The sequence below is a fragment of the Lactobacillus sp. ESL0680 genome (assembly GCF_029392855.1).
In the GTDB taxonomy this organism is placed as follows: Bacteria; Bacillota; Bacilli; order Lactobacillales; family Lactobacillaceae; genus Lactobacillus.
This window is the reverse complement of record NZ_CP113945.1, coordinates 1,327,454-1,352,620: the sequence shown is the minus strand read 5'-3', so window position 1 is coordinate 1,352,620 and position 25,167 is coordinate 1,327,454. Positions and strand designations below refer to the sequence as shown.

Below are 25,167 nucleotides of genomic sequence, written 5' to 3'. Positions count from 1 at the left end.
AATGCGTTTAACAAATTTACTTGAACAAGATCAAGGTTTATCAGATTTTATTAAAAAAACTACTCAAGTTAATAATTCTTTGATCACTGGCGCTACTGCCGGTGCTTTTAGTCTGCTGTTAAAACAAATTGTTCATGAATTAAACCAGCCATTGCTGTTAATTGAAGAAAGTGAAAGTAAGGCACAAAAATTAACCAGTGAGTTAAGTGCTATTATGCCTAGCGGCATGGTGCAAAGCTTTCCGGTTGACGCGACAATTGCCACGCAGACTGCGGTAAGTTCGCCTGATGAATTGAGTGGCCGGATTCAAGCACTTAACTTATTATTGAGTGAGCAGCCGGGAATTGTGGTAACAACCCCGCAAGGCTTGCAGTATCAGCTGTCAGATCCAGCTGCATTTAAACAGGCTCGGCGTGAGTTTGCCCCAGGCAAAGAATTTGATTTGGCTGCGTTAACCAGTTGGCTGGTGCAGACAGGCTATCGCCGGGAAAACTTGGTCGCGCGTCCGGGTGAATTTGCTTTACGCGGCGATATTTTAGATATTTATCCGTTAGACCGGGAAAATCCGCTGCGAATGGAATTTTTCGGTGATGAAATTGATACGATTAAAGAATTTGACTTGGCTAGTCAGCGCAGTCAAAAGACCTTAGACCAAGTCACCGTTGCCGCCGCACAGGATCGGGTTTTTACGGCTGATGATTTTGCACAGGCACGGGCTGCGATTGCTAAAGCGATGGCTGATGCGCCGGCGCCAGTAGAAGCAGTTAAGGATCACTTTACGCAAACGCTTGATGAGCTCAAAGATGGCACCTTGCCGCAAAATTATGCCTTTTTGGTTGATTTTTTAATTAAGGAGCCGAGTAATTTATTAGCATACCTTGCGCCAAGTGGCGTGGTGTTACTAGATGATTGGCCGTTAATCGATCAGGCAGTTAAAACCGTGGACCAGCAGAATGCCGGCTTTATTGATGATGAATTAAAGACCGGAGCAATGCTGCCGGGACAAGAGTTGCGTGCTAATTTTAATCAAAATTGGACCAAGGATCAGCACGCCCACATTTATTTTTCACTCTTTCAACGGAGTATGGGACGCATTCGCTTGGGGCAATTGTTTGACTGGCAGACACGTGAGCCGCAGCAATTCTTTAGTCAGATGCCACTGATTAAGACCGAAATTGAATCTTACCAGAAGACGCGGCAAACAGTGATTTTGCAGGCGGACAACGATAAAAGGGCACGCCAGATCAGTCAAACAATGGCGGAATTTGGTCTTGATGTGCCGGTAGTTGATGCTGGTGCAATTAGCGAGCACCAAACGCAGATTATTGTTGGCGGGTTTACCAATGGCTTTACACTGCCTGGAATTAGTTTGGTTTATCTGACCGAGCACGAATTGTTTAATAAGACAACGCACCATAAACGGCGAATAAAAACGCTGGAAAATGCTCAGCGTTTGCGTAACTATACTGAACTGAAGCCAGGCGATTATGTCGTTCATGTTAATCACGGGATTGGCCGTTTTGAAGGAATTAAAACACTAGAAAATCAGGGCGTTAAACGGGATTACATTACCATTACCTACCAGCACGGCGACCAATTGTTTGTGCCTGCCGATCAATTAAGCTTGGTGCAAAAGTATGTTGCTTCGGAAGGTAAATCTCCTCACGTTAACAAGTTAGGCGGCAGTGAATGGGCGAAGACGAAGCGCAAGGTACAGTCAAAGGTTGAGGATATTGCCGATGATCTCATTGAGTTGTATGCCAAGCGTGAGTCTGAAAAGGGCTTTGCCTTTTCACCAGATGATGACTTGCAGCGGCAATTTGAAGATTCTTTTCCTTATGTGGAGACACCGGATCAGTTGCGGTCAATTAAGGAAATTAAGCATGACATGGAGCAAGATAAGCCGATGGACCGTCTGCTTGTGGGGGATGTTGGCTTTGGTAAGACAGAAGTAGCCTTGCGGGCAGCTTTTAAGGCCATTCAAGACAATAAGCAAGTCGCCTTTTTGGTACCGACAACGATTTTGGCGCAGCAGCATTACGAGACAATCCAGGATCGGTTTAAAGATTTTCCGGTTAATTTTGCGATGCTGTCACGTTTTCAAACTCCAGCAGAAGCTAAAGAAATCGTTGCCGGATTGAAAGATGGTAAGGTTGACTTAGTAGTCGGCACACACCGGATCTTGTCTAAGGATGTTAAGTTTAAAAATCTGGGACTCTTAATTGTCGACGAAGAACAGCGCTTTGGCGTTAAGCACAAGGAAAAGCTGAAGGAACTCAAGGCCAATATTGACGTGTTGACCTTGACGGCAACGCCAATTCCGCGAACGCTCCATATGTCAATGGTCGGTGTCCATGACCTATCGGTTATGGAAACGCCGCCGTCTAATCGGTATCCTATTCAAACCTATGTCATGGAACAGATTCCAAGCGTGATTAAGGATGCGTGCTTACGGGAAATGCAGCGCGGAGGGCAGGTCTTTTACCTGCATAATCGGATTGGTGATATCGACGATGTTGTTAACCAGTTGCAAAATTTGATTCCGCAGGCGCGCATTGCCAGTGTGCACGGGCGCATGAGTCAGAACCAGATGGAAGACATTCTGTACCGCTTTTTAAATCGGGAGTTTGACATCTTGGTGACCACAACCATCATTGAAACGGGGATTGATATGCCCAATGTGAACACAATGATTGTGGAAGACGCGGACCATTATGGTCTAAGTCAGCTTTACCAGTTGCGGGGCCGGATCGGTCGTAGTGCGCGATTGGCGTATGCCTACTTTTTGTATCAGCCTAATAAGGTCTTAACCGAAATTGGTGAAAAGCGGCTGGATGCAATTCGTGATTTTACTGAATTAGGCTCCGGCTTTAAGATTGCAATGCGTGATCTGTCAATTAGAGGTGCCGGCAACATGCTTGGTGCCCAGCAGCACGGCTTTATTGACAGTGTCGGCTATGACCTGTACTCACAAATGCTGGCTGATGCGGTTCGTGAACGTAAGGGCAAAAAGCGCGTTAACAAGACTAATGCGGAAATTGATTTAGGCTTAGAAGCTTATATTCCTGACACGTATATTGGCGATCAAGAAGAAAAAATTGAGTTCTACAAGAAAATTAAAACGGCTGATGCTGATGAGCTTGACCAAATTCAGGATGAATTGATTGACCGGTTTGGTGATTATCCACAGCCGGTTGAGAACCTGCTGGCAATGGCTAACTTGAAGATTGAGACTGATTTAGCTCAGGTTTTAAATATTGTTAAAACAGCCAATCGGGTCAAAGTTGAGTTTGCGCCTGATGCTAGTCGGGAATTAGAAGGGCCAAATATTTTTAAAGCTTTGGAACACGTTAATTTAAAGGCTAGAATAAGCTTATCGCCGCAAAAGCGGCTGGCGGTTCTGCTAGAACTGCCAGATAAGGAGAATAGCCGCATGCTGACCAATGAATTGATGACGTTTATGACTGCAGCAAGTGATATTATTCAAGAATAGAGGGTTAAAAATGCGAATTGATAAATTTTTAAAAGTTTCGCGGTTAGTTAAGAGACGGCCGATTGCCAAGGAAATGGCCGATCAAGGACGAATTAAGGTTAATGACCGGGTAGTTAAGTCCAGCTATGATGTTAAAGTCGGTGACGTTATTGAAGTCGGTTATGGTTCAAGACAAGTTAAGGCCAAGGTGTGCGCAATTCGCGAAACTACCAAAAAGGCTGAGGCAAGTGAGCTTTATGAACTAGTTGATTAATCGTTTTCGATATTAATGACTTTTATAGGTGGCCTTGTTATAATTAAAATAGTATTGTTTTAATAATAGGGGATCAAAAATGAAAGGACCACGCATTTATAATTCGCTTAGTCCAGAAGAGCGAATGGCACGTTTGAAACGTAAACAGGAAAAAAGAGAACAGGAAGTACACAGGGTGCGGCGCAACCGGATAATTGCGGTATTTGCGATTATCTTCGTCTTTTTGGGTGTACAGATTGGCATTACACACGCGCAGACTAACCGCATTAACAGTCAGGTACAGTCTTCCAAAAAGTCGCTTAGTACAATTAATAAGGAAAAGCAAGCTCTGTCTGCTAAACGTGATGATCTCAAAGATCCGGATTACGTGGCCAAATTGGTGCGGTTCAAGTTTTTATATTCCAAACCTAATGAAACAATCTACAATATTCCAGAAGAAAAAGATAATAATTAATGAAATATCAAGTAGGACAACGGATAACTGGTGTCGTTAACAATATAACTGACCTCGGTATCTTTGTATCATTACCTAAAAGACATTCAGGCTTGATCCATCACAGTGATTTTGGTAATAATTGGGACCGTGAGCGGCATAATTACCGGGTTGGTCAAAGTGTTCGAACTGTGATTATCCACAATTTTAAGGGAAAAATCAGTTTATCGAAGATGCGGGTCAATGATTCAACATTAGTCGATCGGACTAACCAATTTTCTGCTGTTGAGAAGGCAGACTTTTTGCAGGTATTGACAAAAACGGTAACGGATAGCGAAGCAGAAATTAAGAAGCTGCACCAAGAATTAACGAATTATGGCAACTAAGATTGCGGACTTTTTTGAGCAAAATGATTTGCCATTAGCTAGCAAAACGTTGGTAGTGGCAACAAGTGGTGGCCCAGATTCAATGGCACTATTGGCCATGCTTAATCATTTGCAGGACCAATATCATTTAAAAATTGTTGCAGCTCATTTGGATCATCAATTACGGCCTGATTCTAGTGCAGAAGCTGCGGTAATTAAGCAGTATTGCTCTGGTAAGCAGATTAAGATAATTAATACTGTCTGGCCAGTTGAATTACACCCGCATACGGGAATTGAGGCTGCTGCACGAAGTTTTCGTTATGCTTTTTTGGCAAAAGTAATGCGTCAAGAACACGGCGACTACTTATTAACCGCGCATCACGGTGATGATTTACTGGAAAACATCCTGCTAAAATTTATTCGTTCGGGCAATCCTAGTGAGATGAATAGTCTGCAGCCGGTTAGCCAGTGGCAAGGAGTTCTGCTGTTGCGGCCGCTTTTAACTTATAATAAAGAGCAGCTGTTTGAGTACGATCGCCGTGAGCAAGTACAGTTTGTTGAAGATACAACCAATGCTGCTGATGATGTGTTACGTAATCGCTTGCGCCATCACGTGGTGCCGCTGTTAAAACAAGAAAATTCAGCAATTGGACTTAATGCTTTGCGTTATAGTCAGCAGATGAGTATCTTAACAGATTTAGCAGTAAGGGCCTTTGCGGCAGTAACGCTACCTGAACCATTTTTGGGTTTTGCATATCGGCAGCAAGAATCTGCCCTTGACCAACTTTCTGAGCAAGAGCAGATTGCTTATTGGCAGAACTTCATTTGGCAGACGTGGCATGTTCGTGTTAATGAAAATTTGGCTGGATTTGAGCTGCTAAATTACCAAAAGTATTGGTACATCATGCCGGTTGAGCTGCCGCCAGTCCCTAAATCAGAGCCAATTAAACTCGACACCGAATTTAAGTGGGGAACGCGACGCTTGGTGGTAAGTAAGACTAGTTGTCCATTAGGTCAGTTATTAGGCCAGTTTAAGGCTAAGCCAGTGAGCCAATTAATAGCTTGCTCTTTGCCTCAAGGGGCAAAATTGCTGTTGAAGAATGGTCAACATGTTAAAAGCAAGAAAAAGTTTGCCCAAAGTGGTATTCCTGCAGTATTGCGACCATATTGCTTAGCTTTAGTTGAAAATAAGCAGGTGCTTTTTGTTGAAAATGCCTATAGCAATCAAGAAGCTGACTCTGATGCTGAGCAATATTATGTTTATAACATTAAATGATAAGATCCTTTAAAATATTAGAGCATTAGTGAAATTTGTGTTAAACTTTTATTCGTATATTTCTAGAAACTTTGCGGAGGTTTTTTATGAAGAATAACCGGAATCGGCTGTTATCGAACGGCTTGTTCTATATAGTTGTCTTCCTTCTGTTATTGGGAGGTATCAACTGGGCTCTTGGCGGCTCTGATAATTCTAGCAGCAGTGAAAATATTAGCTACTCAGAATTTGTCAAAGACTTACGTCAAGGCAAAGTTAAGAACTTTAATGTTCAGCCTGCTAACGGGGTCTATACCGTTTCAGGCAGCTATAAAACAGCACAGGGAAATAAGGGCCAATCAAAAAATAGTTTTGACTTCTTTAATGGTAATTCAGGGTCTCATGTGACGCGGTTTTCAACCACGATGCTGCAGAATGATTCAAGTGTTGCCAATGTCCAAGACTTAGCTCAAAAGAGCGACACGAAGATGACAACTCAGGGAGAGTCGCAGTCTGGCAACTGGATTTCAACAATTGTCATGTTAGTGCCGACGATTCTCTTTATCGTCATGTTGTGGATGATGATTAGTCAGACAGGCGGCGGTCGCGGCGGTTCAGGCAGCGGCGGCATTATGAACTTCAGCCGCTCACACGTTAAGCCTGAGGATCCGAAAAAGAATAAGGTTCGCTTCTCAGATGTTGCTGGTGAAGAAGAAGAAAAGCAAGAATTAGTTGAAGTCGTTGAATTTTTGAAGAATCCGGCTAAGTTTACTAAACTGGGTGCCAAAATTCCATCCGGCGTTTTGCTTGAGGGTCCTCCGGGTACAGGTAAGACCTTGCTTGCACGGGCAGTTGCCGGTGAAGCCAATGTACCGTTCTTCTCAATTTCTGGTTCCGACTTTGTCGAAATGTTTGTCGGTGTCGGTGCTAGTCGGGTTCGGGACTTATTCACCAATGCTAAGAAGAACGCGCCAAGTATTATCTTTATTGATGAAATTGATGCTATCGGCCGTAAGCGTGGCAGTAATGCTAGCGGCGGCGGTAATGATGAGCGTGAGCAGACTTTGAACCAATTATTGGTTGAAATGGACGGCTTTGAAGGTAACGAAGGTGTTATTGTTATTGCCGCAACCAACCGGTCTGATGTTTTGGATCCAGCACTATTGCGTCCGGGTCGATTTGACCGGAAAATCTTAGTTGGGTCACCGGATGTTCGTGGTCGTGAAGCTATTTTACGGGTTCATGCCAAGAACATGCCACTAGCTTCAGATGTTGACTTAAAGGAGATTGCTCGTCAAACTCCGGGATTTGTCGGTGCTGATTTAGCTAACCTCTTAAATGAAGCCGCATTGCTTGCTGCTCGGCGCAATGGTACTGAAATTACAGCAACTGACCTTGATGAAGCTGAGGACCGCGTCATTGCTGGACCAGCTAAGAGAAACAGCATGATTTCTAAGAAAGAAAGAGAACGTGTTGCCTTCCACGAAGCAGGTCACTCAATCTGTGGGTTAGTTTTAAGTGATTCACGGACTGTTCGTAAGGTTACGATTGTCCCACACGGCCGCACAGGTGGTTATAACTTGATGCTGCCAAAGGACGACCAGTTCTTATTGACTAAGAAGCAATTGATGGAACAGATTGTTGGGTTAATGGGTGGTCGTGCCGGTGAAGAAGTTGTAGTTGGTGACCAATCAACTGGTGCGTCTAACGACTTTGAACAGGCAACGCAAATTGCTCACAGCATGGTTGTTAACTACGGAATGACTGATTCTCTAGGAATGGTTGAGCTTGAAAAAGAAGGCGAGACTAATCCTTATGGCTTTAAGCCGTATAGTGAAGCAACTTCAGCCAAAATTGACGAAGCAGTTAAAGAATTGCTTGATGAAGCTCATGCTAAAGCCGTGGAAATTGTCAAAGAAAACCGCGACAAGCACCGCGTAATTGCGGAAGCATTGTTGAAGTATGAAACTTTAGATGAAAAGCAGATTATGTCACTGTATACAACGGGTAAGATGCCAGAAAAAATGCCAGAATACCCAAGTGAATCTAAGGCTTTGACTTATGAAGAGGCTAAGGCAGCTGCTGAAAAGAAGGAAAATCAAAAAGCAGTTACTACAGCTAATGAAGATAAACATGTTCATGATGAAAAAAAGGCAGAAACTCCTTTAGAGAAGAATGAAGAAGTAGAAGAGCACAATCCGGAAAATCCAGAGAAGGCTCCTAAAGCTGATACAGATTCTACACCAAAGGATAACGACCATTTTTCAGATGATCAATAAGATTAATAATTAATAGGGCCTAGTTACAGGCTCTATTTTTTTAGGAGAACTAAGATGAGTGATTATTTAATTAAGGCAATTGATAAAACAAAAAATTTACGGTTATTGACCGTTACAGCTAAGGATTTGGTTCAAGAAGCCCAGACTAGACATGACACTTGGTCAGCATCTTCCGCAGTTTTAGGGCGGAGTTTAGTTGCCGGTGTCTTATTAGCGGGAGCTGAATTAACCGACAAGGAAGAATTGACGGTGCGCTTATTAGGCAACGGTCCGGTTGGCCCCACAGTAGTAACAGCGCAAGCTGACTTGACAGTGAAGGGTTATGTTAAAAATCCCCACATTGCCTTACCGCCGCGCGAAGATGGTCATATTGATGTTAAAAAGGCAGTTGGTCAAGGCTGGTTAGAAGTAACCAAAGACTTGGGCTTAAAGGAGCCTTACACAGGACAAGTGCCAATTGTATCTGGTGAAATCGCTGAGGATGTTGCCTATTACCTGACTAAGTCTGAACAAATTCCGTCAGCAGTTGGTTTGTCAGTTTTTGTTAACCCGAATAATACGATTGGTGAAGCTGGCGGCTTCATGCTGCAGGCTTTGCCGGGTGCCAGTGAGAGCTTGATTACTAAGACAATTAAGCATATTGATGATCTGCCGGCACTGTCGACATCATTTTTAGCCGGGATGACTCCGGAAGACTTGGCGCGTAAGATTTTAGGAACTGATTGTAAGATTTTGGCAAAAGAACCAGTAGCCTGGAAATGTGATTGCTCAAAGGAAAAGTATGCTGAAATTTTAGAAACCTTAAAAGTCGATCAACTGCAGTCCATGATTGATGAAGATCATGGTGCTGAATTGACGTGCAACTTTTGCGGCAGTAAGTATCACTATACAGAAGCTGAATTAAATGCTATTTTAGGGAAGAAAAAAGAAGACAAAGAATATTAATTCAGTGTCTTCTGTGAGATTAAAGTTGTTCAATTTTTAGTAGATACATCAAGATTAAATCAATTACGGCAATTGCAGAATAGATACTACCAGTAGTCTTGCCAAAAATTATGATCCAGCAGCTACTGCCAATAGTATAAACAATAATTTCCAGTATTAGTTTAGCAACTCTTGTCAGGGCTTGAGGTGAATTAGGTGCCCCGTAGCGCGACCAGACTAGGAAAATAAGGATTGCGATGACAGCAAAAATAATTTTGCTTAGAAGATTATGCTTAATAAATATGCCGCTGAAGATGCCAATAACTGTTGCGCACTCTAATAAAAAGCGGCAGCTAATTGTAATTATTTTGATAAAATTCATAGATGCTATCCTTTCTTTTATTTTTAAGTATAATCCAAAATCAAGGTGCGGTTAATACCGATTTTGATTATAATGTAAGGGTTGAACAAAGATGAAAAGGAGTGTGACAACATGTTAAACGTCTATATTGTGCGTCATGGTGAAACTGATACGAACAAGATGGGGGCAATCAACGGTTCTTCAGTTGATCTGCCGCTGAACCAAACGGGGATTAAGCAAGTTGAAACCTTGCGGGATAGCTTTGATATTAATCAAATTGATTGTGTTTATGCTAGTCCCTTAAAGCGGGCGCAGCAGACTGCAGAAATCTTGGCGCAGGGCAAGCGTGAGGTTATTACCGATAAGCGGCTGACCGAGATGAATTATGGTAATTGGGACGGTAAGGATACACAGGAAATTCGTGATAAATATCCGCAGGTCTTTGATGAACTAGGTTATTTTAAGGAAAATTACAGTGATTACTCAACGGGTGAAAGCTATCAGGAATTAGGCGCACGGCTCATGGACTTTTGGCATGACCTTATTCAGCAGCATGAAAATGAAGCAGTATTACTTGTCTTTCACGGGACAGCTTCACGCTCAATGGTTCAGAATATTTTGGGGATTCCTAATATTGCCTTAATTGGCGAAATCCAAAACGCTGGTGTAATTAACTTTTCTGTTGATGATCGCAGTAAAAAAGCATACTTGCGTTATTATAATCGGGTTGCTCCTGGGAAGTTTTTCTTGAAGAAGTAATTAACCACAATCGTTCTTTTAAGTGGTTGACACCGTGAAATTTTGCTGATTTAGTCTTTTTTGTTATGATGTTAAAGTATTTGAAAGGATGATTTGGTGGATAATAGTTGGAAGATTCGGGATATTACTATTCCTAATCGCGTTGTTGTTGCACCGATGGCCGGAGTTTCTAATTCGGCATTTCGGATGATTTGTAAAGAATTCGGCGCGGGAATGGTTGTCTGTGAAATGATTTCGGATCATGGGATCATTTATCGTAATAAAAAAACAATGTCAATGATGAAGGTTGATCCGCAAGAACACCCGATGAGTATTCAGATTTTTGGGGGAACTGAAGAAACTCTGCTTGAGGCGGCCCAGTACATCGATCAGCATACTGATGCTGATATTATTGACATTAATATGGGTTGTCCGGTACCGAAAATTACCAAAACGGATGCTGGTTCCAAGTGGCTGCTTGATTCAAACAAAATTTACCAAATGGTACATGCAGTTGTGCAGAATGTTTCTAAGCCAGTTAGTGTAAAAATGCGGATTGGTTGGGATCGTAAGCATATTTTTGCAGTTGAAAATGCCTTAGCTGCCCAAGAAGCGGGTGCAAGCATGATTGCAATGCACGGTAGAACACGTAAGCAGATGTACCAAGGACATGCTGATTGGGAAACATTGCATGATGTTGCCCAGGTACTTGATGTACCTTTTGTTGCTAATGGTGATATTGAAACGCCAGAATTAGCTGCAAAAGCGTTAAAAGAAATTGGTTCAACTGCTGTCATGGTTGGCCGTGCTGCTCTAGGTAATCCGTGGATTTTAAAAGATATGACCCATTATCTTGAAACTGGTGAACGGTTAACGCCGCAGACAGTTCGTGAGAAGGTCGCAACTGCTAAGCACCAGTTGCAAGGCTTAGTTGACCTAAAGGGTGAAAAAATTGCGGTACCAGAATTCCGGCAACAGGCAGCCTACTATTTGAAGGGTGTTCCCCGTTCTGCACGGACTCGTGCTAAAATAAATGAAGTATGGACAGCACAAGAAGTTTATGACTTGCTGGATAACTTTGTTGAGGATTATGAGAAGCGTCAGGCACAAAAGACGGCTCGACGTGTCGCAACTATAGAGTAATGGAGGAAAAGTAATTGGCAAAAAATGAAATGAACGATCAATTAATTGTTCGCCGCCAAAAGATGGAGGAATTACGTGAGAACGGGATTGAACCCTTTGGTATGCGTAAGTTTCACCGTCAGGATTTAGCAAAGACTTTAAATGAAAAGTATCGTGATGATGATAAGGATGAGTTAAATAACGATATGCCTAAGACCAAGGTAGCCGGCAGAATGCTTGCTAAACGTGGTAAGGGTAAAGTTGGTTTTGCTGACCTTTATGATCGGACTGGTAAGGTACAAATTTATGTTCGTAAGGATATTGTCGGTGAGGACAACTACAAGATCTTTAAAAAGTCTGACATCGGTGACTTCTTAGGTATCGACGGCGAAGTAATGAAGACTGATACTGGCGAATTGACTATTCGTGCAACTCACGTTACCTTCTTGTCTAAAGCATTGCGTCCACTTCCTGATAAGTACCATGGTCTAAAGGACGTTGAACAAATTTACCGGCAACGTTATCTTGATCTGATTACTAACCAAGACAGCTATAAGCGCTTTGTTAACCGGACTAAGATTATTCAAGCAATTCGTGACTTCTTGAATAAGAAGGACTTCTTAGAAGTTGAAACGCCAGTTTTGCATAATATTCCTGGTGGTGCTGAAGCACGTCCATTTATTACCCACCACAATGCGTTAGATATCGACCTTTACATGCGGATTGCGCTGGAATTACCACTTAAACGGTTAATCGTTGGTGATATGGAACGTGTCTATGAAATTGGCCGGGTCTTTAGAAATGAAGGTTTGGACACCCACCATAACCCTGAATTTACTGAACTTGAAACGTATGCTGCATACTGGGACTTCCACGATGTAATGGATGAAGCAGAAGGCATTATTCGGGCTGCTGCTGAAGTTGTTTCACCAGATGGTAAGGTTACTTACCAAGGTACAGAAATTGACTTAGGCAAGCCATACCGCCGCGTTCACATGGTTGATTTAATCAAGGAAAAGACCGGCGTTGACTTCTGGCAAAAGATGAGTGTTGAAGAAGCAACTAAGATTGCTGAAGATCACGACATCAAGGTTGAAAGTTTCTGGAAAGTTGGCCACATTATCAATGCTTTCTTTGAAAAATATTGTGAAGAAACCATTGTTGACCCAACCTTTGTTTACGGTCATCCAGTTGAAATTTCACCATTAGCTAAAAAGAATGCTGATGATCCACGTTTCACTGATCGGTTTGAAATTTACATTATGGGTGAGGAATATGGTAATGCTTTCTCAGAATTAAATGACCCAGACGATCAACGTGAACGGTTTGAAGCACAAATGGCTGAACGTGAAGCTGGTAATGATGAAGCAGATATGATTGATGAAGATTATTTGCGGGCAATGGAATACGGCATGCCGCCAACAGGTGGATTGGGAATCGGAATCGACCGGTTGGTAATGCTGTTAACAGATGCACCAGCAATTAGGGATGTTTTGCTCTTCCCAACCATGCGTCCGGAAAAAGTCGAAGACATTGATCGTGAAGTTCAAGCAGATTTAAAGAAAAAAGCAAAAAATAATTCAGCAGAATAAGCTGTTAGATTAGGCTTTTTAGGCAATTAGGAAATTCTTTTTGAAGAATTTCCTTTTTTTCTTGCAAAAAAGGTTTGCAAAATCAAATTCATTTGCTATAATAATAAATGTCTTGCGGAAGTAGTTCAGTGGTAGAACATCACCTTGCCATGGTGGGGGTCGCGGGTTCGAATCCCGTCTTCCGCTCTATAATAAAAAGACTCACCGCTTAGGTGAGTCTTTTTATTGAAACGGGAAATAGCTCAGCTTGGTAGAGCGCTACGTTCGGGACGTAGAGGTCGCAGGTTCGAATCCTGTTTTCCCGATGATTGACTGTCTGGTAACAGACAGTTTTTTTGTTGTCTGCAAATGATTGGTAGTAAGGAATATTAGCGTAAGCATAATGTCTTTGCTATAATGGTTGCAATGTTTTTGATATGAAAGTAACCATTTGCAGTAAATGGTCTTACAATTGGCTATAAAGGGATTGGCAATATTCATGTCATTTTAAGGTGGTGCTATGATGAAGAACTCTTACAGTAAAAGTGCAAATCAAGTATTAGAAATTGCACGTGAACAAGCACAGAATTTCCATCATCGCCTAATTGGTACTGAACATGTACTTTTAGCGATGGTGATTGAATCAGATGGCGAAGCCGGCAAGGACTTGCGGGCTTGGGGTGCTACACCTACTGCCATTCGTGAAGAAATTGAACGTTATACCGGTTACGGTTCTGCCGCTAAAACCAGTTATATGGAGATGTCGCCACGCCTGAGTATGGCTCTGGCATATGCGGGGACATTAGCAGAACGTGGCGGCTCAACTGAGGTTAAAACCAGTCATATTTTACTGGGGTTAATTTCTAGTGAGCAAGTTTTGGCAGCTACAATTTTGCGTAATTTGAATATTAATATTCAGGGATTGCAAGATGATGCTCAGCGCAGCCTTGGCCAAGAAGATAATCCAGAAACTGACAGTGATTGGATTGGTGCGCCGCCAACCGATTTAAATGCGAATAAACCTAAGAGTACGACGCCGACCTTAGATCAAGTGTCGGTTAACTTGAATGAGCGGGCAGAAAATGGTCAGATTGATCCTGTAATTGGACGCGATCAGGAGATTGCCCGGGTAATTGAAATTTTGTCGCGGCGGACTAAGAATAATCCGGTTTTGATTGGTGAGCCGGGTGTCGGTAAAACTGCGGTGGCTGAAGCAATTGCAACCGCAATTGTGACTAAGAAGGCACCGCATGATTTGTTAAATAAGCGGGTAATTTCGCTTGATTTGGGCGGTCTAGTTGCTGGTACCAAGTACCGTGGCGAATTTGAAGACCGAATGAAAAAGATCATCAAAGAAATTACCAAAGACGGTAAAATCATTCTTTTCGTTGATGAAATGCATACGCTAATCGGTGCTGGTGGTGCCGAAGGCTCAATTGACGCGGCTAATATTTTGAAACCATCGCTTGCTCGTGGTGATATTCAAATGATTGGGGCAACAACCTTTGATGAATATCAAAAGTATGTGGAGAAGGATCAGGCTTTAGCCCGCCGCTTCCAGCAAGTCCGTCTCAATGAACCGTCACGAGCAGAATCTTTAGCGATTTTGACAGGTCTGCAAGCTAAATATGAAAAATTCCACCACGTTAAATTTACAAAGGCAGCGTTAGAAGACGCGGTTGACTTGTCTAGTCGCTATATTTCTAACCGTTACTTACCAGACAAGGCCATCGACTTGATTGATGAGGCTGGTGCTGCTGTCAAGATTAAGACGAATAAGGCGCCTGACAACCAATTGATGCAGGTCAACGACCAAATTAAACAAGTAATTAACCAAAAAAATCAGGCAGCCGTCAACCAAAACTTTGTTGAAGCGGCTAAACTGCAGGAACGGCAAAATAGCCTGCAGTTAAAACGCGATAAATTGGCTAATCGGCTAGAAGAACGAGTTGATAGTAAAGCCGTTGTTAGACCAGAAGATATTGCTAAGGTTGTGTCTAATTGGACGGGTGTCCCAGTTACACAGATGAACCGGGATGAATCAAAGCAGTTGGCAAATCTTGAAAGTGACCTGCACAAGCGGATTATTGGTCAAGAGAAGGCCGTATCAGCGGTTAGTCGGGCAGTTCGCCGCAGCCGCAGTGGCATTAAGGATGAAAAACGTCCAATTGGTTCATTCTTATTCCTAGGCCCAACTGGTGTTGGGAAGACGGAACTGGCCAAGGCAATTGCAGCTGCGATGTTTGGCTCAGAAAACAATTTAATCAGAATTGATATGTCTGAATACATGGATCAGGTTGCCAGCAGCAAGCTGATTGGTTCAGCTCCTGGTTATGTTGGCTATGATGAGGGCGGTCAACTATCCGAAAAGGTTAGGCGTCACCCGTATTCAGTTGTCTTGCTTGATGAAGTGGAAAAGGCACATCCCGATGTGTTCAATTTACTGTTGCAGGTTCTTGATGACGGCTTTTTAACGGATTCAAAGGGCCGTAAAGTTGACTTCAGAAATACGATCATCATTATGACGTCTAACTTGGGTTCGCGCTCACTATTTGAGACGCAGGCAGTTGGCTTTAGTGCTGATAGTTCTAATCAAATTAAGATGCGGCGTGAGCGGGTTAAGCAAGCACTCAAGCAGTTCTTCCGGCCGGAATTTTTGAACCGGATTGATGAAACCATTATCTTTGATGAATTAAATGCGACGCAGTTGCGGCAAATTGTTACTCTGCTAACGCGCAAGTTGATTGACCGCCTGGCTAAGAAGGGCATCCAGCTTAAGTTGTCGCGTGCGGCAATGGATAAAATTGCTAAGGACGGCTATAATCCAGAAATGGGTGCACGGCCGTTAAAACGGGCAATTCAAACTGATATTGAAGATGAAATTGCTTCGATGCTGATTAAAGATGAGCTGCAGTCTGGCGACCTACTTAAGATCGGCAGCAGACATGACAAATTAAAATTTGAAGTTGTTAAAGCGGCTGATTCAGAATTGGTTGGGGCTAAGTAAATTAATTGACAATATTAACAAATTTTGGTATATTGAAGCTTGATTAAAAAGGCTGAAGTTCAGAATTTTGCTGATATATTGTCCAGCAGAATAATAAAAGACAAAAACGACAATGTTGTTTTTGTCTTTTTTATGCTTAAAATTCCGGCCTTTTGAATTTGTAAACGAAATGTAATATTTGCTTTCTCTGACAGAAAGGATGTTTTCTCCTTGTTAAATGGACACGTAGTGAACTATGGTAAACACCGAACAAGACGTAGTTTTTCACGGATTAAAGAAGTACTGAAACTACCTAACTTGACTGATGTTCAAACCGAATCATATAAGTGGTTTTTGGATGAAGGTATTAAAGAAGTCTTTGACGACATTATGCCAATTAGTGACTTCTCAGGTAAGCTTTCTTTGGAATACATGGGCTATAAATTGCAAAAGCCGAAGTATACCGTTGATGAAGCCCGCGATCATGATGCGACTTATTCCGCACCAATGCACGTTACTTTGAAGTTAACTAACCAAAAAACCGGTGAAATTAAGACTCAAGATGTTTTCTTTGGCGATTTGCCATTAATGACTGAATCTGGTTCATTCATTATCAATGGTGCTGAAAGAGTTATTGTTTCACAGTTAGTTAGATCACCAAGTGTTTATTACTCAGGTGACTATGATAAGAACGGCCGCCAAATTTTTGGTACGACTGTTATTCCTAACCGTGGGGCTTGGCTTGAATATGAAACTGATGCAAAGAATGTTTCATATGTTCGGATTGACCGGACTCGTAAATTGCCATTGACTGTATTAATTAGAGCAATGGGTATTGGCTCTGACAGCGACATTTTAGACATGTTTGGTCAAAGTGACACTTTACAATTTACTTTGGACAAGGATGTTCATAAGAACCCTGCAGACTCAAGAGTTGCCGAAGCATTGAAGGACGTTTACGAAAGATTACGTCCAGGTGAGCCGAAGACAACAGATTCTTCACGGTCTTTGCTTTACGCTCGTTTCTTTGATCCACGTCGTTACGACCTGGCACCAGTTGGTCGTTACAAGGTCAACAAGAAGTTATCACTGAAGAACCGTTTATACGGTCAAACTTTGGCTGAAACTTTGGCTGATCCTGACACTGGTGAAATTATCGCTAAGAAGGGTACTGTTGTTACTCATGAAGTAATGGATACTTTAGAGAAGTACCTTGACCGCGATGACTTTAAGATGGTTACTTATGAACCATCTAAGGAAGGCGTTCTGCCAGACCCAATCAGTGTTCAAGAAATCAAGGTTTACTCAAAAGTAAATCCAGAACGCGTTGTTAAGATGATGTCCAATGGTCACATTGACAAGAGCGTTAAGTACTTGACTCCTGCTGATGTTTTGGCTTCAATCAACTACTTCTTATTATTGCAAGATGAAATCGGCAATGTTGACGATATTGACCACTTGGGTAATCGTCGTATTCGTCGAGTTGGTGAATTATTGCAAAATCAATTTAGAATTGGTTTAGCAAGAATGGAACGTGTTGTTCGGGAAAGAATGTCAATTCAAGACCCATCAACTGTTACCCCACAACAATTAATCAACATTCGTCCAATTGTTGCCAGCATCAAAGAATTCTTTGGTTCTTCACAATTGTCACAGTTCATGGACCAACATAACCCGTTGGGTGAATTAACTCATAAGCGCCGGATGTCTGCCTTAGGGCCTGGTGGTTTGACTCGTGACCGTGCTGGATACGAAGTTCGTGACGTACACTATACGCAATATGGTCGTCTATGTCCAATCGAAACACCAGAAGGTCCAAACATTGGTTTGATTAACTCCTTGGCAACATACGCTGTAATTAACAAGTATGGTTTTATTGAAACACCATACCGTCGCGTTTCTTGGAAGACCCACAAGGTTACTGACAAGATTGACTACTTAACAGCTGATGTTGAGGATAACTATATTATTGCCGGAGCTAACACACCGCTTAATCCAGATGGTTCATTTAAGGATGAATTAATCTTGGCTCGTTCAAAGGAAGATAACGTCGAAGTTAGTCCAGACAAGATTGACTACATGGACGTTATTCCTAAGCAAGTTGTGTCTGTTGCTTCTGCATGTATCCCATTCCTTGAAAACGACGACTCTAACCGTGCTTTGATGGGGGCTAACCAGCAACGTCAGGCTGCACCATTAATTAATCCACACAGTTCTCTTGTTGGAACTGGTATGGAATACCGTGCTGCTCACGATTCTGGTGCTGCTTTAATTGCTAAGGCTGCAGGTAAAGTTGAATACGTTGATGCGAATACTATCCGCATTAGACGTGCTGACAGTACTTTAGATGAATATGTTCTTGAAAAGTACCGTCGGTCAAACAACTCGAAGTCATACAACCAAACACCAAATGTTAAGTTGGGTGATGAAGTTGCTGAAGGCGAAGTAATTGCTAACGGTCCAACAATGAGCCACGGTGAATTAGCCTTGGGTCAAAACCCAGTTATCGCCTTCATGACTTGGAACATGTACAACTATGAAGACTCGATTATGTTGTCAGAACGGCTTGTTAAGGATGACGTTTACACTTCAATCAGTATTGAAGATTACGAATCCGAAGCCCGTGACACAAAATTGGGCCCAGAAGAAATTACGCGTGAATTGCCAAATGTTGGTGAGGATGCGTTAAAGGATCTTGATGCAGAAGGAATTGTTCGCATCGGTGCTGAAGTTCACGATGGTGACATTTTAGTTGGTAAAGTTACACCTAAGGGTGTGACAGAATTGTCAGCTGAAGAAAGATTACTGCACGCTATCTTTGGTGAAAAGGCACGTGAAGTTCGTGATACTTCCTTGCGTGTACCACACGGCGGCGGCGGAATTGTTCGCGATGTTAAGGTTTATACGCGTGAAAAGGGCGATGAATTATCACCAGGTGTTAATACCTTAGTTCGAGTTTACATCGCTCAAAAGCGTAAGATTCAAGTCGGGGACAAGATGTCTGGTCGTCATGGTAACAAGGGTACGGTTGCCGCAGTTGTTCCAGAAGAAGATATGCCATACTTGCCAGATGGTACTCCAGTTGATATTTGTTTGAACCCAATGGGTGTTCCTTCACGTATGAACATTGGACAGCTTTTGGAATTGCACTTGGGCTGGGCTGCAAATAGCTTGGGTATCCATGTTGCCACACCAGTATTTGATGGTGCTAGTGAAGATGACGTTTGGGACACAGTTCACCAAGCCGGTATCGATAAAGACGGTAAGACTGTTCTTTACGATGGCCGTACGGGTGAGCCATTCCATAACCGGGTTTCTGTTGGTATCATGCACTATCTGAAGTTGACTCACATGGTTGACGATAAGATCCACGCTCGTTCAATTGGGCCTTACTCACTTGTTACACAACAACCTCTTGGTGGTAAAGCACAATTTGGTGGACAGCGTTTTGGTGAAATGGAAGTTTGGGCTCTTGAAGCTTACGGTGCCGCATACACCCTGCAAGAAATTTTGACTTATAAGTCAGATGATGTTGTTGGTCGTGTAAAGGCATACGAAGCAATTGTTAAGGGCGAAAGAATTCCTAAACCAGGTGTTCCAGAATCATTCCGTGTTCTTGTTAAAGAATTACAATCATTAGGATTGGATATTCGCGTACTTGACATGGATCATAATGAAATTGAATTACGCGACATGGACGATGATTCAAATGAACGTTTGAATATTGATACTTTGTCGAAGATGGCTGAAGAACAACAAAAGAAGAAGTTAGCCGAAGAAACTGCCAAATCTGATGATCAAGACGAATCAGTTGCGGAACCAAAGAAGACCGAAACTGCCGTTGATGAATCTGACGACGATAACAAGATTTCTAAATAAGTAGGGGGTTAAACTTTTGATCGATGTAAATAAGTTTGAAAGCATGCAAATTGGTCTTGCATCACCTAACAAGATCCGCAGCTGGTCATACGGTGAAGTTAAGAAGCCAGAAACAATTAACTACCGTACTTTAAAGCCAGAAAAAGACGGTCTGTTTGATGAAAGAATTTTTGGGCCAACTAAAGATTGGGCCTGTGCATGTGGTAAATACAAGGGCGTTCGCTATCGCGGAATCGTTTGTGATCGCTGTGGGGTTGAAGTTACCTCTGCCAAAGTCAGAAGAGAACGGATGGGTCACATTGAGTTGGCTGCTCCAGTTACTCATATCTGGTACTTCAAGGGTATTCCATCTCGGATGGGATTAATCCTTGATATGTCACCAAGATTACTGGAAGAAGTAATTTATTTTGCAGCTTACATCGTAATCGATCCTGGCGACACGGACCTTGAATTTAAACAATTAATGACCGAAGCTGAATACCGTGAGCAAAAAGCTAAGTATGGTAATCGCTTTACTGCCAAGATGGGTGCCGAAGCAATCCGTGATTTGTTACGGAAAGTTGACCTAGCCAAGGAAGTTGCCGATTTAAAGAAAGAATTGGAAACTGCAACTGGTCAAAAACGGACACGGGCAATTAGACGGTTAGATATTTTGGATGCCTTCAAGGATTCAGGTAATAAGCCTGAATGGATGGTTATTGATGCTGTTCCCGTTATCCCACCGGACTTGCGGCCAATGGTTCAACTAGAAGGTGGCCGTTTTGCCACTTCTGACTTGAACGACCTTTACCGCCGGGTAATTAACCGGAATAATCGTTTGAAGAGACTGCTTGACCTAAACGCACCAAACATTATCGTTCAAAACGAAAAGCGGATGCTGCAGGAAGCCGTTGATGCCTTGATTGATAACGGTCGTCGTGGCCGTCCAGTCGTTGGACCAGGTAACCGTCCATTGAAGTCACTGTCACACATGCTTAAGGGTAAGCAAGGACGTTTCCGTCAAAACTTGCTTGGTAAGCGTGTTGACTATTCAGGCCGTTCAGTTATCGACGTTTCACCAAAATTGAAATTATATCAATGTGGTGTTCCACGCCCAATGGCATTGGAATTATTCAAGCCATTTGTAATGCACGAATTGGTTAAACGTAAGATTGCTTCTAATATCAAGAGTGCTAAGCGTAAGATTGATCGTGAAGACGATGATGTCTGGGATGTACTTGAAGATGTAATTAAGGAAAGAACGGTTCTGTTAAACCGTGCCCCTACTTTGCACCGTTTGAGTATTCAAGCCTTTGAACCAGTTCTAGTTCCTGGTAAGTCAATTCGGCTGCACCCATTAGCTTGTGAAGCTTACAATGCCGACTTCGATGGGGACCAGATGGCTATCCACGTTCCACTATCAGATGAAGCTGTTGCTGAATCACGGCTGTTGATGCTTGCTGCGCATCATATTTTGGCTCCTAAGGATGGTAAGCCAATCGTTACACCATCACAGGATGTCGTTTTGGGTAACTACTGGTTAACTCAAGCTGAACGTGGCCGTGAAGGTGAAGGCATGATCTTCAATTCACCTGAAGAAGCTACAATTGCATACAATAATGGTGATATTCACTACCACACAATTATTGGTATGTCAGCTGATTCAATGCCGAAGAAGGCATGGCCTAAGGGTTACGAACATGGTATTTTTGTTACTACCTATGGTCGGGTAATTTTCAATCAAATTGCACCAGAAGATTACTTCTACATCAATGAGCCAACTGAAGAAAACTCGAATAATCCACTAGATACTAAGTACTTCTTAGAGTCTGGTGAAGATATTCATGAAAAGATTGATAACGTTGGTGATGACTTAGTTGCAACACCATTTAAGAAGTCATTCTTATCTGATTCAATTGCGACTATCTACAAGTATTACAAGGTTCAAAGAACATCAGAATACCTTGATGATTTGAAGAAGTTAGGCTACATCAGTTCAACTACTTCTGGTATTACAATTGGGATGACCGATGTTCCAGAAATTAATGATAAGGACGAAAAGGTTGCTAAGGCCCACAAGCAAGTTGATGTTGTTTCTAAGCAATTTAGACGCGGCTTGATTACTGAGCAAGAACGACACGATCGCGTTATCAGCATTTGGAACGAATGTAAGGATCAAGTTCAAAACGAAATTGCGCAGATCTATGATCCACGTAACCCAATTACAATCATGGCCGATTCCGGTGCTCGTGGTAACATTTCTAACTTTACTCAGTTAGCCGGAATGCGTGGCTTGATGGCCACCCCTAACGGTGGGTTGTTCGAAATTCCAGTTACTTCAAACTTCAAGGAAGGTTTGTCAGTTTTGGAATTGTTCATGTCCACTCACGGTGCCCGTAAGGGAATGACTGATACGGCCTTGAAGACTGCTCAGTCTGGTTACTTGACACGGCGGTTAGTTGATGTTGCTCAGGATGTTATCATCCGTGAAGATGATTGTGGTACCGACCGTGGTATCCACGTTCATGCAATCATGGAAGGTGACGAATTAATCGAGCCATTATACGATCGTTTGCTTGGTCGTTTCACTGCTGAAACTGTCAAGAATCCAGAGACCGGTGAAGTACTTGCTGGTCCAAACGAAATGATGGATGAAGACTTAGCTCATAAGATTTGTGATGCTGGTGTTACTGACGTCAAGATTCGTTCAATCTTAATCTGTGATACACCTCACGGTGTTTGCCGCAAGTGTTACGGTATGAACTTGGCTACTGGTGAAGAAGTTGAAGTCGGTGAAGCAGTTGGTACTGTTGCCGCACAATCAATCGGTGAACCTGGTACTCAGTTGACTCTTCGTACTTTCCACAACGGTGGGGTTGCCGGTGCTGAAGATATTACTCAGGGTCTTCCTCGTGTGCAAGAATTGTTTGAAGCTCGTAACCCCAAAGGTCGGGCAATCATTTCCGAAGTTGATGGGACAATTGATTCAATTCAAGAAAACCCAGCTGAACATACTCGCGAGATTACTGTTAAGGGTAAGATCGATACTAGAAGCTACAGCGTTCCTTATACTGCTTCTGTTGCAGTTGCTGAAGGCGACTTCGTTAACCGTGGTGACAAGTTGACTTTAGGTTCTGTTGATCCTAAGGAATTGATTCAAGTAACTGATACTTTGACAACTGAAGAATACATCTTAGTTGAAGTTCAAAAAGCCTACAGAATGCAGGGGGTTGACATTTCTGATAAGCACGTCGAAGTCTTAACTCGTCAAATGCTGCAAAAGGTTCGAATTCTTGATCCAGGTGAAACTGACTTATTGCCAGGTGCCGTAATGGATATTGGCGACTTCAAGGAACAAAACAAGTCAGTCATTATTTCTGGTGGTATTCCAGCTACTGCACAAAGTGTTATCTTGGGAATTACCAAGGCTGCCCTTGAAACTAACAGTTTCTTGTCTGCCGCTTCATTCCAGGAAACAACTCGTGTTCTGACTGATGCATCAATCAGAGGCAAGAATGATCCATTGCTTGGTTTGAAAGAAAATGTTATCATCGGTAAGATTATTCCAGCTGGTACTGGTCTTCCTGTTTACCGTAATATGGAACCAGAAGCTGACGTTAAGCGCCCACAATCTGTTTACTCAATTGCTGATATTGAGAAAAAGATGAAGGAAGCTGACAAGGCTAAGGAACCACAAAAATAGTTCAAAATAAATAGCGTTTCTACGCAAGTAGGAACGCTATTTTTATTTAAAGAAAAGTTGAATGGTTAATCCCAGAAAAAGATAGGGGACAAAAGCAATAGTAGTTTGCTTTTGTCCCTTTTGCTGTTTTAAACAAAAATGAACGATTAATAGAGTTGCACCTATTAGGAAAATAAAATTTGCCGTGTGGGGACTGAAGTATACAGCTAGGATGAGATAAATAAGTAAATCGCCACTACCTAGCTTTTTTTGCCAAACATAGAAAATTAATAGCAGCAAAATCGGTAATAATTCAACGTAATCTAAAAGCTGAAAATGAAGTAGGTTACTGCTTTTAAATAGAGCTAGGTATAACGCTGGGAAAAGCATTGCTAAGTGAAATTCTTGCTGTTCGTAATCACTGATTGCTACTAGTAAGATGCTAAAGATCAGAATGGCAGTTGCATAATTACTAGGCTGGCTAAAGTCAATTTGCATAAAGGCAAGGCCGCCACAAATTTCAATAATTGGCAATTTAACTGGAATTTGACTATTGCAGTAGCGACATTTACCGTGCAGCCAAAGATAAGAAATTATGGGCAATTCATCAAGTAAGCTAAGTTCAGTTTGACAGGTGCTGCAGCGCGAGCGGGTTATGAAAAAGTCGAAAGTCTCCCAATGCTCATAAACAACAGCGGCGTGGGAAGCAAGACAAGTCCCAATTAAAAAATTAGTTAATGTGTAAATCCAGTTCATTTTGTTACCTCATTAATAGGTACGCAGAAAAAGATAAATCCTACTTTTTAAATAAATAAAGATTGATTTATCTCCAAAAGCGAGTACAATAGTCTTTGTATGTTTTGATGATAGTTCAGGATCTAAAAAAGAAACTCCTGGATGTGTGAACAGAATAAACAGTTTTTTTAGGAGGAAAAAGTTAATGCCAACTATTAACCAATTGGTAAGAAAAGGCCGTCACTCAAAGACGACTAAATCAAAGTCACCAGCTTTAAGCTACGGCTACAACAGTATGAAGAAAGAATTAGTATTCAACCCAGCTCCGCAAATGCGTGGTGTTGCAACTCGTGTTGGTACTATGACACCAAAGAAGCCAAACTCAGCTTTGCGTAAGTATGCTCGTGTTCGTCTTTCTAACTTAATCGAAGTTACTGCCTACATCCCAGGTGAAGGCCACAACTTGCAAGAGCACTCGGTTGTTTTAATCCGTGGTGGTCGTGTAAAGGACCTTCCTGGTGTACGTTACCATATTATCCGTGGTGCCCTTGATACTGCTGGTGTTGATGGCAGAAAACAAAGCCGTTCTAAGTACGGTGCTAAGAAAGATTAAGGAGGAGTTAAATAATGCCTAGAAAAGGACATGTAACTAAAAGAGACGTTTTAGCAGATCCAGTTTATAACTCAAAGCTTGTTACTAAGTTAATCAACCACTTGATGCTTGATGGTAAGAGAGCTAAGGCATCTTCTATCCTTTATGATGCTTTCAACATCGTTAAAGACAAGACTGGCAAGGAACCACTTGAAGTTTTTGAAGAAGCTATGAATAACATTATGCCAGTTTTGGAAGTTAGAGCTCGCCGTATCGGTGGTTCAAACTACCAAATCCCAGTTGAAGTTCGTCCAGAAAGAAGAACTACTTTGGGCTTAAGATGGCTTGTTTCATACGCTCGTTTACGTAATGAACACACTATGGATGAACGTTTAGCTAACGAAATCATTGACGCTTCAAACAACACCGGTTCTGCAGTTAAGAAGCGTGAAGACGTTCACCGTATGGCTGAAGCTAACCGTGCATTCGCACACTACCGCTTCTAATTTAATTGGTATATTTT

The 25,167-nt window shown here is 42.2% G+C and carries 17 protein-coding genes and 2 tRNA genes; 17 read left to right on the top strand and 2 right to left on the bottom strand.

Features of this window, described 5'->3' with window-relative positions; all coding sequences use genetic code 11:
• Position 1: 1 nt before the first annotated feature.
• The 7 genes from mfd to hslO all read left to right on the top strand — a co-directional run bounded on the left by mfd (position 2) and on the right by hslO (position 9,020).
• Positions 2–3,493 (top strand): transcription-repair coupling factor, encoded by a 3,492-nt coding sequence (gene mfd / locus OZX58_RS06535; RefSeq protein ID WP_277140713.1) that lies wholly within the window; start codon positions 2–4, stop codon positions 3,491–3,493.
• A gap of 10 nt (positions 3,494–3,503) precedes the next feature.
• Positions 3,504–3,746, top strand: a complete 243-nt coding sequence (locus OZX58_RS06530; protein ID WP_277130546.1) for an RNA-binding S4 domain-containing protein — start codon at positions 3,504–3,506, stop codon at positions 3,744–3,746.
• A gap of 79 nt (positions 3,747–3,825) precedes the next feature.
• Positions 3,826–4,200, top strand: a complete 375-nt coding sequence (locus OZX58_RS06525; RefSeq protein ID WP_277140712.1) for a septum formation initiator family protein — start codon at positions 3,826–3,828, stop codon at positions 4,198–4,200.
• On the top strand, positions 4,200–4,565 hold the full coding sequence (locus OZX58_RS06520; protein WP_277140711.1) for a S1 RNA-binding domain-containing protein: 366 nt from the start codon (positions 4,200–4,202) through the stop codon (positions 4,563–4,565). Before OZX58_RS06525 ends, OZX58_RS06520 begins: the two co-directional genes overlap by 1 nt.
• Positions 4,555–5,820 carry a tRNA lysidine(34) synthetase TilS gene (gene tilS / locus OZX58_RS06515; protein ID WP_277140710.1) on the top strand — a complete coding sequence of 422 codons (1,266 nt, stop codon included), beginning with the start codon at positions 4,555–4,557 and terminating at the stop codon, positions 5,818–5,820. The genes OZX58_RS06520 and tilS overlap by 11 nt, the downstream gene beginning before the upstream one ends.
• An 86-nt stretch (positions 5,821–5,906) precedes the next feature.
• Positions 5,907–8,075, top strand: a complete 2,169-nt coding sequence (gene ftsH / locus OZX58_RS06510) for an ATP-dependent zinc metalloprotease FtsH (RefSeq protein WP_277140709.1) — start codon at positions 5,907–5,909, stop codon at positions 8,073–8,075.
• Positions 8,076–8,129: 54 nt separating this feature from the next.
• Entirely contained in the window at positions 8,130–9,020 is an 891-nt protein-coding gene (gene hslO, locus OZX58_RS06505; RefSeq protein ID WP_277140708.1) for an Hsp33 family molecular chaperone HslO, read from the top strand.
• Positions 9,021–9,039: 19 nt separating this feature from the next.
• On the opposite strand, the gene OZX58_RS06500 is transcribed toward hslO, so the two are convergent.
• On the bottom strand, positions 9,040–9,381 hold the full coding sequence (locus OZX58_RS06500; RefSeq protein ID WP_277140707.1) for a YrdB family protein: 342 nt from the start codon (positions 9,379–9,381) through the stop codon (positions 9,040–9,042).
• Positions 9,382–9,492: 111 nt separating this feature from the next.
• Here OZX58_RS06500 and OZX58_RS06495 point away from each other — a divergent pair, with 111 nt between their 5' ends.
• The 8 genes from OZX58_RS06495 (at position 9,493) to rpoC (ending at position 23,338) form a co-directional block, all read left to right on the top strand.
• Positions 9,493–10,119, top strand: a complete 627-nt coding sequence (locus OZX58_RS06495) for a histidine phosphatase family protein (RefSeq protein ID WP_277140706.1) — start codon at positions 9,493–9,495, stop codon at positions 10,117–10,119.
• A 96-nt stretch (positions 10,120–10,215) separates the two neighbouring features.
• The gene (gene dusB / locus OZX58_RS06490) at positions 10,216–11,241 is read left to right on the top strand and encodes a tRNA dihydrouridine synthase DusB (protein ID WP_277140705.1); all 1,026 of its coding nucleotides are present in this window, start codon (positions 10,216–10,218) and stop codon (positions 11,239–11,241) included.
• A 14-nt stretch (positions 11,242–11,255) separates the two neighbouring features.
• The gene (gene lysS / locus OZX58_RS06485; RefSeq protein WP_277130560.1) at positions 11,256–12,812 is read left to right on the top strand and encodes a lysine--tRNA ligase; all 1,557 of its coding nucleotides are present in this window, start codon (positions 11,256–11,258) and stop codon (positions 12,810–12,812) included.
• A 114-nt stretch (positions 12,813–12,926) separates the two neighbouring features.
• A tRNA-Gly gene (locus OZX58_RS06480) sits at positions 12,927–12,998 on the top strand.
• A gap of 45 nt (positions 12,999–13,043) precedes the next feature.
• A tRNA-Pro gene (locus OZX58_RS06475) sits at positions 13,044–13,117 on the top strand.
• A 197-nt stretch (positions 13,118–13,314) separates the two neighbouring features.
• Positions 13,315–15,798 carry an ATP-dependent Clp protease ATP-binding subunit gene (locus tag OZX58_RS06470; protein ID WP_277141770.1) on the top strand — a complete coding sequence of 828 codons (2,484 nt, stop codon included), beginning with the start codon at positions 13,315–13,317 and terminating at the stop codon, positions 15,796–15,798.
• A gap of 210 nt (positions 15,799–16,008) precedes the next feature.
• Positions 16,009–19,656 (top strand): DNA-directed RNA polymerase subunit beta, encoded by a 3,648-nt coding sequence (rpoB, locus tag OZX58_RS06465; RefSeq protein ID WP_277130561.1) that lies wholly within the window; start codon positions 16,009–16,011, stop codon positions 19,654–19,656.
• Positions 19,657–19,672: 16 nt separating this feature from the next.
• Complete coding sequence (gene rpoC, locus OZX58_RS06460; RefSeq protein WP_277140704.1) at positions 19,673–23,338, top strand: DNA-directed RNA polymerase subunit beta'; 3,666 nt, start codon at positions 19,673–19,675, stop codon at positions 23,336–23,338.
• Between the two features lie 42 nt (positions 23,339–23,380).
• Here rpoC and OZX58_RS06455 read toward each other — a convergent pair whose 3' ends face one another.
• Positions 23,381–24,073, bottom strand: coding sequence for an A24 family peptidase (locus OZX58_RS06455; RefSeq protein WP_277140703.1), 693 nt, complete (start codon positions 24,071–24,073; stop codon positions 23,381–23,383).
• A gap of 184 nt (positions 24,074–24,257) precedes the next feature.
• On the opposite strand from OZX58_RS06455, the gene rpsL reads away from it, so the two are divergent.
• Both rpsL and rpsG read left to right on the top strand, forming a co-directional pair.
• Complete coding sequence (rpsL, locus tag OZX58_RS06450) at positions 24,258–24,665, top strand: 30S ribosomal protein S12 (RefSeq protein WP_277130565.1); 408 nt, start codon at positions 24,258–24,260, stop codon at positions 24,663–24,665.
• A 14-nt stretch (positions 24,666–24,679) separates the two neighbouring features.
• A complete protein-coding gene (rpsG, locus tag OZX58_RS06445) occupies positions 24,680–25,150 on the top strand; it encodes a 30S ribosomal protein S7 (protein WP_277130567.1) in 471 nt (156 codons plus the stop codon).
• The last annotated feature ends 17 nt before the right edge of the window (positions 25,151–25,167 follow it).

What these genes read in the sequence shown, in the direction of transcription:
- mfd (WP_277140713.1), top strand. Translation starts at nt 2, where the DNA reads ATGCGTTTAACAAATTTACTTGAACAAGATCAAGGTTTATCAGATTTT.
- OZX58_RS06530 (WP_277130546.1), top strand. Translation starts at nt 3,504, where the DNA reads ATGCGAATTGATAAATTTTTAAAAGTTTCGCGGTTAGTTAAGAGACGG.
- OZX58_RS06525 (WP_277140712.1), top strand. Translation starts at nt 3,826, where the DNA reads ATGAAAGGACCACGCATTTATAATTCGCTTAGTCCAGAAGAGCGAATG.
- OZX58_RS06520 (WP_277140711.1), top strand. Translation starts at nt 4,200, where the DNA reads ATGAAATATCAAGTAGGACAACGGATAACTGGTGTCGTTAACAATATA.
- tilS (WP_277140710.1), top strand. Translation starts at nt 4,555, where the DNA reads ATGGCAACTAAGATTGCGGACTTTTTTGAGCAAAATGATTTGCCATTA.
- ftsH (WP_277140709.1), top strand. Translation starts at nt 5,907, where the DNA reads ATGAAGAATAACCGGAATCGGCTGTTATCGAACGGCTTGTTCTATATA.
- hslO (WP_277140708.1), top strand. Translation starts at nt 8,130, where the DNA reads ATGAGTGATTATTTAATTAAGGCAATTGATAAAACAAAAAATTTACGG.
- OZX58_RS06500 (WP_277140707.1), bottom strand. Translation starts at nt 9,381, where the DNA reads ATGAATTTTATCAAAATAATTACAATTAGCTGCCGCTTTTTATTAGAG.
- OZX58_RS06495 (WP_277140706.1), top strand. Translation starts at nt 9,493, where the DNA reads ATGTTAAACGTCTATATTGTGCGTCATGGTGAAACTGATACGAACAAG.
- OZX58_RS06470 (WP_277141770.1), top strand. Translation starts at nt 13,315, where the DNA reads ATGAAGAACTCTTACAGTAAAAGTGCAAATCAAGTATTAGAAATTGCA.
- OZX58_RS06455 (WP_277140703.1), bottom strand. Translation starts at nt 24,073, where the DNA reads ATGAACTGGATTTACACATTAACTAATTTTTTAATTGGGACTTGTCTT.
- rpsL (WP_277130565.1), top strand. Translation starts at nt 24,258, where the DNA reads ATGCCAACTATTAACCAATTGGTAAGAAAAGGCCGTCACTCAAAGACG.
- rpsG (WP_277130567.1), top strand. Translation starts at nt 24,680, where the DNA reads ATGCCTAGAAAAGGACATGTAACTAAAAGAGACGTTTTAGCAGATCCA.